A 15,584-nucleotide genomic window follows, 5' to 3' on the forward strand; every position below is an offset into this window, starting at 1 on the left:
TATTTCGGAATCGATTATGAGATTGTGTGGGATGTTGTTGGCAATCGTCTGATTGGTTTAAGGGATTCTATCCGGGCAATTCTAATTGAGATAGATTGAGCAGGAAAACTTTTAACCCATCCCAACGGGAATCGAACTTTGTGTGGAAAAGATTCAGATAATCCTTACAGGCTCCACACAGATCTGTAACCAAAAAATGCATGCTGCAGAAGGGATAACCTGAGCAAATAAGATAACAAATAGCAATCCATAATTCAGCTTCTTGTCGCACCTCCATTCTCAACATGATCCTTAATCCTTGAGTTTTTCTCAAGAATCAGGATATAGGGATTTTCAAACTGCTGAAAACGGGAATTTTATTCCGCCGAGGACACTTAATGATGGCCTTAGTAAATCCATATAATTCGTTTGTGGGCTTTTGTACATGTAGGCATGGAATATCTGGTTACACTGAAGATAGACTTACAGGAGAATTATGTGGAATTAACAAAAACTCTAGCACATTGTTAACTTATTTTCTAAAACAATGGAACATGCAATGTCAAGAATCCTTTAAACATTGTTAACATTGAGTCTTTCATATCTACTTCTAATCCATCTGCAGCCTGTTACCAAGACAGATATAACACAACTGATATCTGATATTGTCAGCCTTCGTGTAACCTGATAGAATGCTCACAGTATCCAGTGCATTCTGATTATCTTCTCTCACTTTTTTTGCTAAACAGTCATTGATCTAACATCAATTATCATCTCAGTGCACCATCACCTCCATGCTTTATGTTCATTCGTCACCGTGACCGTGCCGAAGGCACAAACGCCTGACAATAAGCAATAGCAAAAACCTGCTATGAATCACAGTGACTTAAGCAAAAAAGTAGTGTCATTAGACAATGTGTCAAGAAAAGGTGTCATCATAATAGTGTTAAAGTTATTTGCAGAAATCCGTTTCTCACCTATTCGGAAGTGTAATATTCTCTCCAGAAAACAAGTTGCAATGATAAATATGGTTTAATCAACCTCCATTGTTCGTGAGAGAGTTCTCTGAATTTCATTCCTATCACTATAATACCATCATGAAAACGTTATCTATAGTTTTGGCATAAGTTCGATACTCTTAAGCTTAATCAGAATTGAATATATAGCTATAAGATTACTTGGATTAACGTTAACTGTTTTATCACTTTATACCTAGTTGATTGTAAATATGAAGATAATTTAGAAGTTTCCCTCTTCATTCATTTTCTCCATCCATTTGTAATCATCCATATTCCCACCGCCATATTTGAAATACTCCTCCTCATCTTCCTGTTGCGCCTTCAATTTCTTCTGTTTGGCTTTTTGGTATGCCATTATTTTTAGTTCTGTTGCACTGATTCCAAATTCATCCAGCACTTGTATGACTGATTTACGGGTGATCTCTTCAGGTGTTTCAACTAACTGGTTATCGTCTTGATGCAAGAAAAGCTTGCAATTGGAACATTTTGCATAGCTATATGGATTTACTGTCTGGCAGTTGTTACACTTAATAGTTCTCAACTCATTTTTCACGTCTTCTTCTTCAGTAATCTTAATGCCATATGCTTCACAGATGGCTCGGTCCTGCATATCTTCGGATACATGTACATAATTCTCTGTCATCCTGCTGCTTGGTTTCCATCCAAACTGTTTTTTCAGTATCTGATCAGATACTAGTGGAGCCATATGCGTGATCTTGGTGTGCCTGAAGAGATGTGGGAAAACATTTTTTTCAATTTTTGCGTCTCTTGCGGCATTCTTTACAATACGGTATGCTTGTCGAGTGCTTAATCTCTTAACATCATTTGAAACAAACAAAGGATCAGATGGCTTTTTAGAAGGATGGTCATCAAGGTAATCATTCAGATAGACAACAGAATCCTTTAGCCTTATTGGTCTCTCACCTGTCTTGCCTCTAACACGGATATACATACCCCTGTTATCTTGTTTTAGATCACCATAATTGCTATTCTCTATCAGCTCTCCGATTCTTCCACCAGTATCATAGAACATTGCAACAAGTGTTTTATCACGTGTACTTTTACATTTAGAGATCATCAAATCGATCTCTTCGATTGTCAGCACATCATCAGATGTGTATTTTCTTGGTTCCGTCTTGCATTTGATCCACTTGACCGGCTCTGGCTTATAATCTGTGCTATAGATATACTTGAAAAAGGTTTGTACAATCATTTTTTCAGTATTAAGGGCAGAATCAGATATTTTCCTGCTTAATAGATAATCTTCCAATTCATGAGCAGTCATCTCTTCATATGGTTTTTGGATTGATAAAGACAGTCTGTGTAGCACATTAATTGTATTATAAATAGTCTTAAATGAGTGTTTTCTATTTCGCCTGCAGTTTCTAGAATATCTTCCTAATGTTTCTCTTTGTTCAGGCAACAATTTCTTTCCAATTCGCCAGTCCCCTTTTTTATATTTTACATCATCAGCAATCCATTTATCAATTAGTTGCTCATAATCTATCATACAATCACCAATAGAGTTATTTATATATTTATCTATCTTGATAATAAGTTTTGCAGATAGGATGACTTAATTATAATCTTCTCTGCAAAAGGAAGCCACTAAAATGCGGATCGGTGTCTACATCTGTCACTGCGGGCTGAACATAGCTCATGTAATCAACGTCAGATCCCTTCAGGAGAAGGCAGGCAGCTTAGAGGATGTTGCAGTTGTCAGGGATATCCAGTTCATGTGCTCCGATTCAGGGCAGGATGCTATTATCGAGGACATCAAGGAGAACAAGCTTGACCGCATACTGGTGGCTGCATGCTCTCCACACCTGCACGAGCCTACCTTCAAGAGAGTGCTCACAAAGGCCGGGCTCAATCCGTTCATGCTTGAAATGGCCAACATCAGGGAGCAGTGTTCATGGGTGCATCAGGAAGAGCCTCAGATGGCCACGCAAAAGGCCTTCGACCTTATAAGGATGGGAGTCGCCAGGCTGCGGTTGCTTGATCCCCTCCAGGTCCAGAAAGTACCGGTCACCAAAGATGTGCTTGTCATCGGGGGAGGTGTTGCAGGCATCGAGGCCGCGCTGACCCTGGCGGATTCCGGCTACCATGTGGTCATGGTCGAAAAGGAGCCCACCATCGGCGGTAAGATGGCCCTGCTCAACGAGGTCTTCCCAACCAACGACTGCTCTATATGCGTGCTGGCGCCCAAGATGACCGATGTGCAGAACCATCCGAACATCGATCTCATCACTATGGCAGAGGTTAGCGAGGTCACGGGGTCCGTGGGCAATTTCCACGTTACCGTGAAGCGCAGGCCAAGGTATGTGGATGAGGACAAATGCAAGGGCTGTGTGGAAGAGTGCGGACGCGTGTGCCCTGTGGAGATGGCCAATCCCTTCGACTCCGGTCTCGGGAAGACAAAGGCCATCAACATGCCCATACCCCAAGCGGTCCCGCAGGTGGTCTATATCGATAGTAAGTACTGTGTGGGATGCGGTCTCTGTAAACAGGCATGCCCTGCAGATGCCATTGATTATACTCAGCAGGAGGAAAGTCTTGAATTCACTGTCGGGGCCATCATCCTTGCAACAGGATACAGTCTCTTCGATGCGGCACGCAAGACTGAGTACGGATATGGTTTGTATCCGGACGTGATAACAAATATGGAGCTCGAGCGACTGCTCAATGCAGCCGGTCCCACAAGAGGGAAAGTGGTGGTCCCTTCCACAGGCCAGATACCCGGAAAGGTGGCCTTCATCCAGTGCGTGGGTTCAAGGGACGAGAAGGTCGGCAACCCATACTGTTCCAGGGTCTGCTGCATGGCCAGCATGAAGAATGCACAGCTGCTTAAGGAACGCTATCCCGATATTGAGATCAGTATCCACTATATTGATGTCCGTGCATCCGGGGAGATGTACGAGGAATATTACGCAAGGACCCAGTCCATGGGTATAGATTTCATCCGGGGCAGGGTGGCGGAAGTGATGCCTGATGCCGCCGGCAGGCTCTACCTGCGCTATGAGGACACCCTGGCAGGCGAGGTCCATGAGGAGCCCTATGACCTTGTTGTACTGGCGACCGGCCTGGAGAATGTCCCTGATGCAGACCGGATATCACGCGTGTTCAACCTTTCCCGTCGTCCGGACCGGTTCTTCTCAATAGCCCATCCCAAGATGAAGCCGGTGGATTCCCATGTAAAGGGTATTTACATAGCAGGCTGCGCCTCGGGACCCAAGGAGATACAGGTCTCCATAGCTCAGGGCAGTGCTGCAGCCTCCAAGGCAATGCAGCTACTTTCAAAGGGTGAGCTGGAGTCCGATCCTCTCAGCGCCCACGTGGAAGCCGATGCATGTATAGGATGTGGCATCTGTGAGGATGTGTGCAAGTTCAATAAGATAAGCATGGTTGACCGCAAGGCGGTTGTGGAAGAGCTGTCCTGCATGGGCTGTGGTGCATGCAGCGCCTCATGCCCCTCGGATGCAATAACCATGCGCAACAGCACCGATGAGCAGATTATGGCGCAGATCCAGGCAGCCACCGAGGTAAGGTCGGAGTTCCCGCTTATAATAGCGTTCCTGTGCAACTGGTGCAGCTACACATGCGCAGACCTTGCAGGTACGTCAAGGATACAGTACCCCACCAATATCAGGCCCATCAGGGTCTCCTGCGCCGGACGCGTGGACCCCGCATTCGTGCTTGAGTCTTTCGAGCGCGGGGCCGACGGCGTGCTGGTTGCCGGTTGCCGGCTGGGAGAGTGCCACTACGTATTTGCGAACTATCATGCTAAGCACAGGATGGAATCCCTGCAGAAAGTGCTGGATGATATCGGTATAGCTCCGCAGCGCCTTCGGGTCGAGTGGATATCCGCAGCAGAAGGTGAAAGGTTTGCAAACTCCATCCGGACCTTCGTGGAAGAGCTGGAAAAGATTGGTCCGATAGGTTCGGAACTGCAGGAGGGGCCGCAGTGACGGGACCGGAAGGCTCAAAGGAGGAAGAGTCTCTCTCTGTAAGCAGGGAAATGGATGTGGATGGCTCCCGTTTCATTTACCGTCTGATCACTGACAGATCGGTTAAGCTCCTTGATTACGATTACAAGCGCTGTATGGGATGCGGTATCTGTGTGGGGCTCTGTCCCACGAAAGCCTTGGAGCTCGGGCCAATAAAGGAGATAGCCACCGGCCTCGATGCGCCACCGGTGATGATGGACCTTGATAAGTGCACCTTTTGTTCCATGTGCGCAAGCTTCTGCCCGGTGGATGCTTTCAGGATGAGCCAGGAAGGGGATCTTCCTGAGCAGGAGAATTTCCCGGAACTGGACACGCATGTCCGCATGAATGAGAAGTGTCTTCCCTGTGCTATCTGCAGGGCAGCCTGCCCGGAAGATGCGATCGATGTGGAATTCACCTTCAGGAAAAAGGAAGAGATAGCTCCGTTCAGGGATAGGTCAGGAGGGGATGCCGAAGGCGAGATAGAGATCGATACGGACAAATGTAACTTCTGCGGCCTTTGCGCAGAGTTCTGCGACGCCTTCCTCCTTGTGGAAAAGGAACCAACGCCCACAGACCCGAACCCATTCGAGCTCCTGCTTGTGGATGAGGACAAGTGCGATTACTGCGTGCTCTGCCAGGACCTCTGTCCCGAGGATGCCATCCGCGTAATAGGGGAAAAACGCGGTGAGGCTCCGAAAATCGAAGGAAGGCTTGTGGTGGATGATGACAAATGCACCAGATGCACATGGTGCCAGGCAGTATGTCCCTACGAGGCAGTCGATATCAAAAAACCTTTTGAGGGCGAGCTTACTCTCATTGACGCCAACATCGGCAAATGTGACCCTCAGGGCTGCCACGGATGCTTCAATGTCTGCCCCTCGCATCTGTGGTACGTGCCTGGGGATGGCAAGAACAACATCGCGATAAAGGAGGATTACTGCATTTACTGCGGCGCATGTGTAAATGCCTGTCCCAAGGATGTAATGAAGGTCTCACGTACCGGGGTTTCCCATACAGGCATCCCCGATTCGCCATGGGCGGGCCAGTGGCGGGACGCAGTGGACTTCATAAAGACCGGAAAGCGCAACTATCCTGACATCTCAAGAACACTATCCGTAGAAAAAGAGCTTCCACGGGAGCATATTGAAGTGGAACTGCCTGATATCGACCCTTCCCATCTGGAAGCTGCAAAGAAGCGCCTGGAAAAGGCAAGCTCGCTGCTCAGCAGTCCTAAGTTCAGGAAAGATGTAGAGGCGAAAGTAAAGGAATCAGGTGCAGAGAAACAATAAAGCGCGATCAGGCTGCAAATTACAAAAGAAATACAAAAATAAAGCCTAAGCGGTCCCCGGTGGATATCAGGGTCCCGCACGGCTTACTTTAATATCAGTGGCTTTCAGCATACCTCTGGGCAAGCGTGGCTCTTCTGAGCCTGTGCTGCACCTTCTGTTTGTCCCAGTTGTAGCGTTCGGCCAGGAACACTATGAGCCTTTTCTTGGATGCTCCTTTGAGCCCGTTGGCCTCCATCATCTCATCCACAAAGGCTTTCTGCTGTTCCTTTTCAAGCTCGGCCATCAGCATCCCTCCGCTTTGATCTTAGTGACAGTCGCCGTTGCGATGGGCAGTTTCCTGCCAGTGAGTATAGTGCCTTCAGGCACCTTTTCCACCTTGTATCGCATATCCATGCTGCCTTTCTCCGAATCCAGCCTTACAGTGCCGCCTTTTTTCAGTCTGAGGCTTTTGACCATGCCCCTGTCAAGAAGCACAAAGCCGTTGTCATCAGGCTGGCTGAACCACATGAAGGGGTTATACATATATTCCAGCGTGCAGGCACCATTCTGCTGTGCAGGGACAGTTCCGCACTCCATCCTGCAGTATTCCGGCTTCCGGTTCTCACTGGCCAGGGTCTCTATCATTCGCTCATGCAGGTAGCCATGCACTTGCCTGTGATCGAAGCCGTCCGCCCCCAGCTCTCTGCTCAGCATGGATATTGCATCTATGCCGTCAATGCCCTGCCCGCTGTTCTCTTGGAGCTTCCCTTCTGCATTGATGAATGTACCTTTCTTTCGGTAAAGGGGCTCGGTGGCTATGACCACATCGGCTATCGCATTAACAGGGCTGTCCCGAGAGCTTATCACGATCAGATCCTCAAGCTTCTTGAGCACTTCGACTGCCCTGCTGGTATCGGGCATCAGTTCGACGGGATCACTGTCAAGCAGTACAAGTGTCCTGATATCTCCTCTCTCGATCCCGCTCATTATCTGTGAGATACCCATCATCCCGGCCCTGCTCTTTGCAAGCCTGTCCGCGCCTTCGCTGTTCACGAAAGGCTTCATGACCTGCAACCTTGCTCCGGTATCAAGTGCAATGTTGAGCAGTTGCTGTATGTGGCAGGGATCGGTATGGGGGTGCACATCCGTTATTATGAGGGAACCGCTGTCAAGGTCCAGTTCTGCACACTGCTCAGGGCTCAGTTTCCTGTTCTCATGAGCAAGATGCAGTTCAGTTCTACCTGCGGATATGATATATGCGCCGTTGCGCTTTGCAGCCAGCAACCTCCTGACCAGCAGCGGATACTGCACATAGGGGTCTATGAAGAGGACGATCTTTTCTGCGTTCTCTATGTCGATGAACGGCATGCCCTCAAGATGAGGATGGCACTCGGGCGGCAGTTGGGCGTAGACCGGGATGCCGGTGTGCACTACAGTACCCAGGGTCTCTGCGAGCTTCATGAATGCTATGTGCTCCTCGCAGGTAGTGTTACCTACTGAGAGCATGGCTATCTTTCCGGCACCCTTGAGCCTTGAAGCGGCTGCCCTGACTGCATCCTCAGTGCCGCAATCCTGGCCCTCAGCTTTGCCTGAGACAAGCCTGGAATAGTAGTGAGGCAGTCTCATCCCGAACCTGCAGAGTTTTCCCAGGTTAACCGGACTGCTTTTCAAAAAGTCGACACTGACAGCACCCTTGTCACTCTCCCTGATGTAAAGGCCGCAGCCGATGCTGCATCCTGGGCATACTGTAGTGTATATGCTCTCTTTCATTTCAGCATCACCTCCAGGAAAGGCGGCCTGGTGAGATCCATGCCCGGCTCATAGTTGCGCTTCTTCTGGGCAGGATCCGCAAAGCGCCTGAAGATGCTGGTTACCGGGATATCCACCGGGCATACATCTGAACATTGTCCACAGCCGATACAGCTGTCGGAAAGATGGAGCAGGCGGACCATATGGTACATGCTCATCCGGTAGTTGTCTGCAAGACTGTGGAACATGGTGCATTTGGAATCTTCGCCGCATGTGCATACAGGGCAGACCTCCTTGCAGGCCCCGCAGTGGATACAGTCAGCGAACTGCTCCATGTAATATGTGAGACGCTCCTGGTCGGGTATCCCGGTAAAGACCCTTTCTTTCCATTCGTCTCCCAGCTTGAGCATGGCGCTGTTGACCTTTTCCCTGATAGCTATAGCTTTCCCGTCAGCAGGCCGGACTTCCACAAATCCGACATCAATGGCATTATCAAGCAGGCGTTTACCCTTCTCGTTCATGACCTCGCAGAAGGTGGCACTTCCTGCCACCTCACCGATGACTCCCCAGTTACCGCATGCAAGGTCGGCACTTGTGGGTATCTTCACGGTGCAGTAGCGGCAGTTCTCACGCCTTCCATAGCCTGCGTCCTCGAGCTCGTCTATGGATATGGCTTTCTCTTCCCCGTCCTTTGTCCTGAAGATGAGCTTGCCCTTCTCGATCTCCTCACCGGCTACATCCTCCGGGTCTGTCTCATACATCCTGACGAGCATCTCCCTGGTGACCACGGGATGCATCGTCCCTCCGCAGTTGAGTCCCACGATGTATGTGCTCTCAAGATCGACCCCATTACGCTTGGCCTGCTCGATGACACCCCTGACATCGCATGGTTTGCCCGGCATGGCTATCTTCCTGCCCGCGGCATATTTTGCCAGGTTCACGGGCACTGCATGCATGCTGCCTCCGGATGCCAGCACTTCCTGCACATCGTCTGTGATCACTGGTATGGCTTCGTACTCATCTATGCGCTTGAGCACGACCACGCCTTCCACAAGTCCTTTCTCAAGGGCTGCGGCCAGGACTGCGGTGACTAACCCACCGGATGCTCCCCTGCTCCGAACATCCGGATCGGTCGCGTATCCAATCAGTTTGTCCCCTACCCTGACCATCAGTTCACCCCCTCAGGTTTCAGGGGACTTGGTCCCAGCTGCTTTACCTGTGCGGTGACATCCCTCACGAAATTCGCGAACTTCTCTCCCTCACTGGCGCTTATCCAGTTGAGCTGGAGTCGCTCCGGTTCCAGTCCGAGCTCCCTGACCATTTCCTCAAGGAAACGGTACCTCACCTCGGCTTTGTAGTTGCCGTTAACATAGTGACAGTCACCGATATGGCATCCTGTCACAAGCACTGCATCTGCACCTTCAAGGAATGCATTGAGCACATGCATCGGGTCGATACGTCCCGAACACATGACCCTGATGATCCTCAGGGACGAGGGTTGCTGGAACCTGCCCATGCCTGCCGTATCTGCACCGCCGTAGCTGCACCAGTTGCAGCAGAAGGCCACTATCTTTGGTTCCCATTCATTGTCTGTCATTTTTATTCTCCCTCGAATATGAAAGCGCTCCTTACCTGGGCAAGAATCTGGTTATTCTTGAAATGATCCTGCTGCAGGGCTCCTGTGGGACATGCTACGGCGCAGGTACCGCAGCCCTTGCAGAGTGCCTTGATTATCTCCAGTTTTCCGTCTGTCATGGATAATGCCTGGAAAGGACACATGGGCACGCAGATACCGCATCCCACGCAGGTATCGCGATCTACGTCAACGGTAATGCCTTCAGTGCTAGCCTTGCCCTGGGCCAGGTAGCGCGTAGCCCTCGCAGCGCAGGCGCTTCCCTGGGATACCGAGTACGGTATGTCCTTTGGCCCCTGGGTCACGCCACCGATGAAGATGCCGTCAAGGGTAGTGTCCACCGGCTTGAGCTTGGGATGTGCTTCCATCATGAAGCCATCCGCCGCCCTGCTGACCTTGAGCAGCTGCCTGACGCGCTCCGAGCTCTCACTGGCAACTGCGCCCACGCTGAGCACCAGCAGGTCAAGCTCAAGGTTATAGATATTGTTTGTCAGGGTGTCTTCCACGCGGACCGTGATGTTGCTATCCTTGTCTTCGGTCACCCGGCCCGGCTTTCCGCGGATGAACTTGATGCCCATGTCCCTTGCCCTGTCATAGAACTCCTCATAGTTCCTGAAGGGCGCCCTGATGTCCATGTACATGATATATACTTCGGAGTCGGGATACTTTTCCCTGATGAGCTGTGCATCTTTAAGCGCATACATGCAGCAGAAGCCTGAGCAGTACCTGTTGCGTTTCTTGTCCCTGCTGCCCACGCACTGGATAAAACCTATCCTCTTCGGAGGCCTGACATCGCTGGGCCTGACAAGCTTGCCCATGGTGGGGCCGCTGGCGTTGAGCAGGCGCTCAAGCTCCATTCCGGTAATGACATTGTCGTAGAGGCCGTAGCCAAAGTCATGTGTCGGTTCCGGATTATATACATCGTACCCGGTGGTGACAACAATCACCCCTACTTCAAGGTCGGAGAACGTCTCTTCCTGCTCCATATTAATGGAATGGCTCTCACAGGCTTTACTGCAGGCTCCGCAGTCTATGCACACAGACCTGTCCACGACTGCCCTGAGCGGCACTGCCTGTGGGAACGGAACGTAGATGGCCTTCCTTGTACCAATGCCCTCATTGAACTCAAAGTCCGGAACCTCTATAGGGCATTTCTGGACACATAATCCGCATCCTGTACAGGTGGTGATATCCACGAAGCGGGGCTTATGCCTGACCTTTGCCTTAAAGTTGCCTACGTAACCATTCACTTCCTCCACTTCGGAATATGTCATTAGTTCGATATTCCTGTTCCTTGACACTTCCACCATCTTGGGACCAAGGATACAGATGCTGCAGTCATTGGTCGGGAAAGTCTTGTCAAGCTGTGCCATCTTGCCTCCTATGGAGGGGTTCTTTTCCACCAGGTAGACCTTGTATCCCATGTCGGCTATATCCAGGGCCGCCTGCATGCCCGCAACGCCGGCTCCGATGACAAGCGCCCTGTTTGTGACGGGAACCTCTGTGGACTGGAGAGGTTCAAGGAGCCTTGCCCTGGAAATACCCATGCGCACAAGCTCACTGGCTTTCATTGTAGCACTCTCCTTGTCCTGCATGTGTATCCAGCTGCAGTGCTCCCGTATGTTGACAAATTCGAAAAGGTAAGGGTTCAGGCCTCCTTCCTCCACACATGCCCTGAATATGGATTCATGTGTCTTGGGTGTGCATGATGCCACAAGGACGCGGTTAAGATCATATTCCATTATCGCCTGCTTGATCTCTGACTGTCCTGCATCACTGCATGTATACTTGTTAACAGTGGAATGCACAACTCCAGGCAGCGTGGCAGCATAGTCCGCCACAGCCCTGCAGTTCACAACGCCGCCTATGTTCACGCCACACTCGCATACAAAAACCCCTATCCTGGGGTCACTTGCTTCTTCAGTTTCAATGAATTCTTCAGTCTCAGTGATTGATTCTTCTTGAGCCATATTTGATCTTCCAGGCTGGTACAATAGCACAGCTCCTGCAATCACGTATGAGGGCGTGTTTACCAGCAGAGGCTATATTTTAGTTTAGATAGGTCTATAGGTTAAAGTGTATAAATTTAAAAAGCACAGTGAATGAGAATTCATACACTGGTGCAGACTTCGTTCTCTAAGGTTTCCGTCTTTACCTTTTCGATAAACCTGGAGGTATCAACAGCGTTCATGGCTATGCCCAGCTCTTCCGGCGAGAAGCCCATGGCAAGTCCCAGAAGCTGTGTATAATGCAGGACCGGCAGGTCATAGTTCGTTCCGAACTTCTGGTTGATCTCCGACTGTCCCATGTCGAACTGCAGGTGACAGAACGGACAGGCGTCGACAATGCAATCTGCTCCTGCCTCTTTCATGTGTTCGAGCTTCTTGTTAGCTATCTTCAGGGTTGCGTCAAGGACCGCGGTCCTGGCTCCGCCTCCGGCGCCGCAGCAGCTCATCTTATCCTCGTAGTCCACACTGGTAGCTCCAGTTGCCTCAACAAGCTCGTCAAAGAAAGTGGGCTCATCAGCGATCTCCAGGTTTGAATCCTTAAGTGGCTGAATGAGATGGCAACCATAGTGTACGGCAACCCTGAGGTTCAGCGGCCTTGTGACCGCCTCCCTTACCCTGTCAGTCCCTACTTCCCGATAAAGATACTCAATGACATGCCTGACATCCTGGGTACCTCTGTACTCGTGTCCTATCTCTGCGAGCTTGGAATTGACCTCTTTCTTGAGGGTGGCATCCTCCTTGAGGATGTCGTTTGCATCCTTAAGGGTACTGAAGCATCCGTTACAGATAGTGAGAATATCATCACTTTTCTTTTCGGAGAGGGTGATGTTCCTTGACGCAAGGGTCAGCCAGGTGACCTTATCGAGGGACTTGAAGACCCCTGGTGCAGGGCAGCAGGAGGCTCCTTCAAGATCGGCAAGTTCAACACCCAGTCTTGAGAATACTTTCTTGGCAGCAACTTCTATTCCCGGATACCTGTTAGGTGCGACACAACCCAGGAACAGCGAGAGCTCTGTCATGCCTTCTCCTCGGCAACTATCTGGTCAAAACCAGACAGGTTCAACAGTATCTTGATATCGTTAAGCTGCTTCTCTGAGCTTGCAACGGTGGGTGGCATCTCCGTGAGTCCCAGCTGCAGACGCCTCTTCTTTGCATCCTCGTTGCCCGGGACTGCGTGGCCGCTGTCCATGAGCATCTGCCCGATCTTCCTGTGAGCAGGCAGTATGTTACCATTGCGCACAGCAGCTTCCCTTATGCTAAGCAGGCCATCGACTATCTTTACACCCTGAGGGCAGTTGTCCTGGCACTTATAGCAGGTCGTGCAATAGAATATGAACGGGATAGCCATTGGCTCTTCACTTTTAAGGCCAAGCTTCTCCATCTGCAGGAACCTTCTGATCTTGTAGGCCTGTTCCTGCTCAGCCATCGGGCAGGCGGCTGTGCATTGCCCACACTGGTAGCAGCGTTCGATATTTGACGACATCTTGCAAACTCCTATCCTTAACGATTAACAGTTAGTTTTCAACAAGATATTGTACATGATTATCACTTATAAATGCTTCGCATCTATCATGAATTATCCTTATAATATTTCAGCCTCCCAAATATTCGTGATGGTCACCAAAGCCCCGCAGAGCAAAAACAGTTCCGGACATCCGATATTGGGAACTGACCATAGCAGCCTGAATTATAAGCCACTGATAAGCCCCTGTTTTTCCAGGTCATCAGGCATGGAAGCCTAAATGCAGCAGTTTCCTGCAGGTGCCTTCCACAACCTTATATAGGGCCTGGCTAGACTGCTTATTCCATTGTAAATGATTGTAGATTATAAACCTTTCGAGTCAGAACTATTCATTTATTCCGTTCCTTGCCTCCATTCATTACAGATCCTCGCTGCGGACCTGGCGGATAGACAATACCTTTATACATCCTGAGGCTGTTTCATGAGTGAACCGACGTATGTTCGACATGTATGTAAGATGTGCATGTTCTGCGTTTATCTTATAAGTACCCTGATAATTACCTGGTGAGATATTCATGAGTGACAAATTCGATTATGCCGGACTGGGGCTGAAATGTGGTCTTGAGATCCATCAGCAGCTTGACTCCAGACAGAAGCTCTTTTGCAGATGCCCCACCCGGATAAGGGACATCACTGAATCCACTTATGAATTCTTCCGTTACCTGCGCCCCACGGCAAGCGAGATGGGCGAGACCGACAGGGCGGCTCTTGAGCAGTCCAAGCTCAGGCGTAAGTATATATATAAGGGCTATGACAGCACATGCCTCGTGGAGAACGATGACGAGCCGCCAACAGGGGTTAACCAGGAGGCTCTTGATATCGCGCTGGGAATCACTAAACTGCTGCACATGAAACCTGTTGACCAGGTGCACGTCATGCGTAAAATAGTAGTGGACGGCTCCAATACATCAGGTTTCCAGCGGACGGCTTTTCTTGCAAAGGACGGGCACATTGACACCTCTGCAGGGCCGGTAGGCGTTGGCGTGCTCTGTCTGGAAGAAGAGGCATGCCAGAAAATAGAGGACAAGGGCGACTCAATAATATATTCACTGGACCGCCTGGGGATACCTCTTGTCGAGATAGGGACGGAGCCTGACATCATATCTCCTGCCCATGCAAAGGAAACAGCTCAGCAGATAGGGATGTTACTGCGCTCTACAGGCAAGGTCAAGCGCGGCCTTGGCACCATTCGCCAGGATGTCAATATATCCATAGCCAGGGGTGCCCGCGTTGAGCTTAAGGGTGTACAGGCACTGGACATGATAGAGACCATCGTGGAGCGCGAAGTCGAACGGCAGGTGAACCTGCTTGCTATAAGGGACGAACTCCTGGCAAAGGGTGCTTCGGCATGCGATACCATATTTGATGTCACTGGTGTTTTCAAGGGGACAAGGTCAAAGGTCATTGTTAATGCCCTGAAGAAAGGAAAGGTGCTTGCAGTCCTGCTGCCAGGCTTTGCAGGATTCACAGGCAGGGAGGTGCAGCCAGGAAGGCGCATAGGCACTGAGTTCTCCGACCGGGCCAAGACCTCCGGTGTCGGAGGCATCTTCCATACGGACGAACTTCCCAATTACGGTATCACACCCGAGGAGGTCACCATGCTGCGCGAGGCCGTAGGTGCGGCTGAGGGTGACGCCGTGGTGATGGTGGCAGACCTTGAAGTGCGCGCAAGAGGGGCCATGGAAAGTGTCATCATCCGGGCAAAAGAAGTCCTTGAGGGAGTGCCCGAGGAAACCCGCCGTGCACTGCCGGACGGCAACAGTTCCTACCTCAGGCCTCTTCCGGGAGCCGCCAGGATGTATCCGGAGACCGATGTGCCTCAGGTGGAGGTCTCTGCGGATTATTTCAACTCCATAGAGACTCCGGAACTTCTCACAGAACGCGCAAAACGTTTTGAGTCAGATTACGGCCTTCACAGGGAACTTTCCGAGAAGATCGTGTACTCCCAATACCTTCCACTGTTCGAGGAAATGATGAGGAGATTTGCAGAAAATCCTGTTGTCAGCGCCACCCTTGTGGTCAGGACGCTCACAGGCATGCTGCCCGAGCTCAAGCGTGACGGCGTGGATGTTGACAGGCTGGAAGACTGCCATTTTATGGATGTGTTCGGACTGGTGGCCGAAGGCGGGATAACAAAGGAGGCCATAGACAGCATACTGAGGACAATAGCTGCGGAGCCCTGCATGTGTGCGAAGGATGCGGCAGTAAAGCTGGGAATGGACGGCATCGATATGGACCTCGTCGAAAAGTTCATTGACCAGGTCATCAGGGATCGCATCGACTTCGTAAAGGAAAAAGGCCCTGCCGCAGTCGGCCCCCTTATGGGGATCGTCATGGCAGAATTCAGGGGCAAGGTTGACGGGAAGGTGCTTAGTGAAGCCTTAAAACAAAAGATTAATATCCATAGTAGATAATA

Annotated in this window: 11 protein-coding genes; 3 read left to right on the plus strand and 8 right to left on the minus strand. The window is 50.4% G+C overall.

Annotation, left to right across the window (positions count from 1 at the left end):
• Positions 1-1,218 precede the first annotated feature (1,218 nt).
• The gene (locus PV02_RS12025) at positions 1,219-2,508 is read right to left on the minus strand and encodes a tyrosine-type recombinase/integrase (RefSeq protein ID WP_256623660.1); all 1,290 of its coding nucleotides are present in this window, start codon (positions 2,506-2,508) and stop codon (positions 1,219-1,221) included.
• Positions 2,509-2,611: 103 nt separating this feature from the next.
• Between PV02_RS12025 and hdrA2 the strand changes: the two genes are divergently transcribed.
• Complete coding sequence (gene hdrA2 / locus PV02_RS12030; protein ID WP_256623661.1) at positions 2,612-4,966, plus strand: CoB-CoM heterodisulfide reductase HdrA2; 2,355 nt, start codon at positions 2,612-2,614, stop codon at positions 4,964-4,966.
• Complete coding sequence (locus PV02_RS12035; RefSeq protein WP_342765646.1) at positions 4,963-6,276, plus strand: 4Fe-4S binding protein; 1,314 nt, start codon at positions 4,963-4,965, stop codon at positions 6,274-6,276. The genes hdrA2 and PV02_RS12035 overlap by 4 nt, the downstream gene beginning before the upstream one ends.
• 94 nt (positions 6,277-6,370) lie before the next feature.
• Here PV02_RS12035 and PV02_RS12040 read toward each other — a convergent pair whose 3' ends face one another.
• The 7 genes from PV02_RS12040 to PV02_RS12070 all read right to left on the minus strand — a co-directional run bounded on the left by PV02_RS12040 (position 6,371) and on the right by PV02_RS12070 (position 13,129).
• Positions 6,371-6,559 carry a hypothetical protein gene (locus PV02_RS12040; RefSeq protein ID WP_256623662.1) on the minus strand — a complete coding sequence of 63 codons (189 nt, stop codon included), beginning with the start codon at positions 6,557-6,559 and terminating at the stop codon, positions 6,371-6,373.
• Positions 6,559-8,025 (minus strand): molybdopterin-binding domain-containing protein, encoded by a 1,467-nt coding sequence (locus PV02_RS12045; protein ID WP_256623663.1) that lies wholly within the window; start codon positions 8,023-8,025, stop codon positions 6,559-6,561. The genes PV02_RS12040 and PV02_RS12045 overlap by 1 nt, the downstream gene beginning before the upstream one ends.
• Positions 8,022-9,173 (minus strand): Coenzyme F420 hydrogenase/dehydrogenase, beta subunit C-terminal domain, encoded by a 1,152-nt coding sequence (locus PV02_RS12050; protein WP_256623664.1) that lies wholly within the window; start codon positions 9,171-9,173, stop codon positions 8,022-8,024. The genes PV02_RS12045 and PV02_RS12050 overlap by 4 nt, the downstream gene beginning before the upstream one ends.
• Positions 9,173-9,601, minus strand: a complete 429-nt coding sequence (locus PV02_RS12055) for a hydrogenase iron-sulfur subunit (protein WP_256623665.1) — start codon at positions 9,599-9,601, stop codon at positions 9,173-9,175. The genes PV02_RS12050 and PV02_RS12055 overlap by 1 nt, the downstream gene beginning before the upstream one ends.
• 2 nt (positions 9,602-9,603) lie before the next feature.
• A complete protein-coding gene (locus tag PV02_RS12060) occupies positions 9,604-11,607 on the minus strand; it encodes a CoB--CoM heterodisulfide reductase iron-sulfur subunit A family protein (protein WP_256623666.1) in 2,004 nt (667 codons plus the stop codon).
• Between the two features lie 140 nt (positions 11,608-11,747).
• A complete protein-coding gene (hdrB, locus tag PV02_RS12065; RefSeq protein ID WP_256623667.1) occupies positions 11,748-12,665 on the minus strand; it encodes a CoB--CoM heterodisulfide reductase subunit B in 918 nt (305 codons plus the stop codon).
• Entirely contained in the window at positions 12,662-13,129 is a 468-nt protein-coding gene (locus PV02_RS12070; protein ID WP_256623668.1) for a 4Fe-4S dicluster domain-containing protein, read from the minus strand. The genes hdrB and PV02_RS12070 overlap by 4 nt, the downstream gene beginning before the upstream one ends.
• A 554-nt stretch (positions 13,130-13,683) precedes the next feature.
• Between PV02_RS12070 and gatE the strand changes: the two genes are divergently transcribed.
• Entirely contained in the window at positions 13,684-15,582 is a 1,899-nt protein-coding gene (gatE, locus tag PV02_RS12075) for a Glu-tRNA(Gln) amidotransferase subunit GatE (RefSeq protein WP_256623669.1), read from the plus strand.
• Positions 15,583-15,584 lie beyond the last annotated feature (2 nt).

The sequence above is a fragment of the Methanolobus chelungpuianus genome (assembly GCF_024500045.1).
Taxonomy (GTDB): domain Archaea; phylum Halobacteriota; class Methanosarcinia; order Methanosarcinales; family Methanosarcinaceae; genus Methanolobus; species Methanolobus chelungpuianus.

What these genes read in the sequence shown, in the direction of transcription:
- PV02_RS12070 (WP_256623668.1), bottom strand. Translation starts at nt 13,129, where the DNA reads ATGTCGTCAAATATCGAACGCTGCTACCAGTGTGGGCAATGCACAGCC.
- PV02_RS12025 (WP_256623660.1), bottom strand. Translation starts at nt 2,508, where the DNA reads ATGATAGATTATGAGCAACTAATTGATAAATGGATTGCTGATGATGTA.
- PV02_RS12055 (WP_256623665.1), bottom strand. Translation starts at nt 9,601, where the DNA reads ATGACAGACAATGAATGGGAACCAAAGATAGTGGCCTTCTGCTGCAAC.
- PV02_RS12060 (WP_256623666.1), bottom strand. Translation starts at nt 11,607, where the DNA reads ATGGCTCAAGAAGAATCAATCACTGAGACTGAAGAATTCATTGAAACT.
- PV02_RS12040 (WP_256623662.1), bottom strand. Translation starts at nt 6,559, where the DNA reads ATGGCCGAGCTTGAAAAGGAACAGCAGAAAGCCTTTGTGGATGAGATG.
- hdrA2 (WP_256623661.1), top strand. Translation starts at nt 2,612, where the DNA reads ATGCGGATCGGTGTCTACATCTGTCACTGCGGGCTGAACATAGCTCAT.
- gatE (WP_256623669.1), top strand. Translation starts at nt 13,684, where the DNA reads ATGAGTGACAAATTCGATTATGCCGGACTGGGGCTGAAATGTGGTCTT.
- hdrB (WP_256623667.1), bottom strand. Translation starts at nt 12,665, where the DNA reads ATGACAGAGCTCTCGCTGTTCCTGGGTTGTGTCGCACCTAACAGGTAT.
- PV02_RS12045 (WP_256623663.1), bottom strand. Translation starts at nt 8,025, where the DNA reads ATGAAAGAGAGCATATACACTACAGTATGCCCAGGATGCAGCATCGGC.
- PV02_RS12050 (WP_256623664.1), bottom strand. Translation starts at nt 9,173, where the DNA reads ATGGTCAGGGTAGGGGACAAACTGATTGGATACGCGACCGATCCGGAT.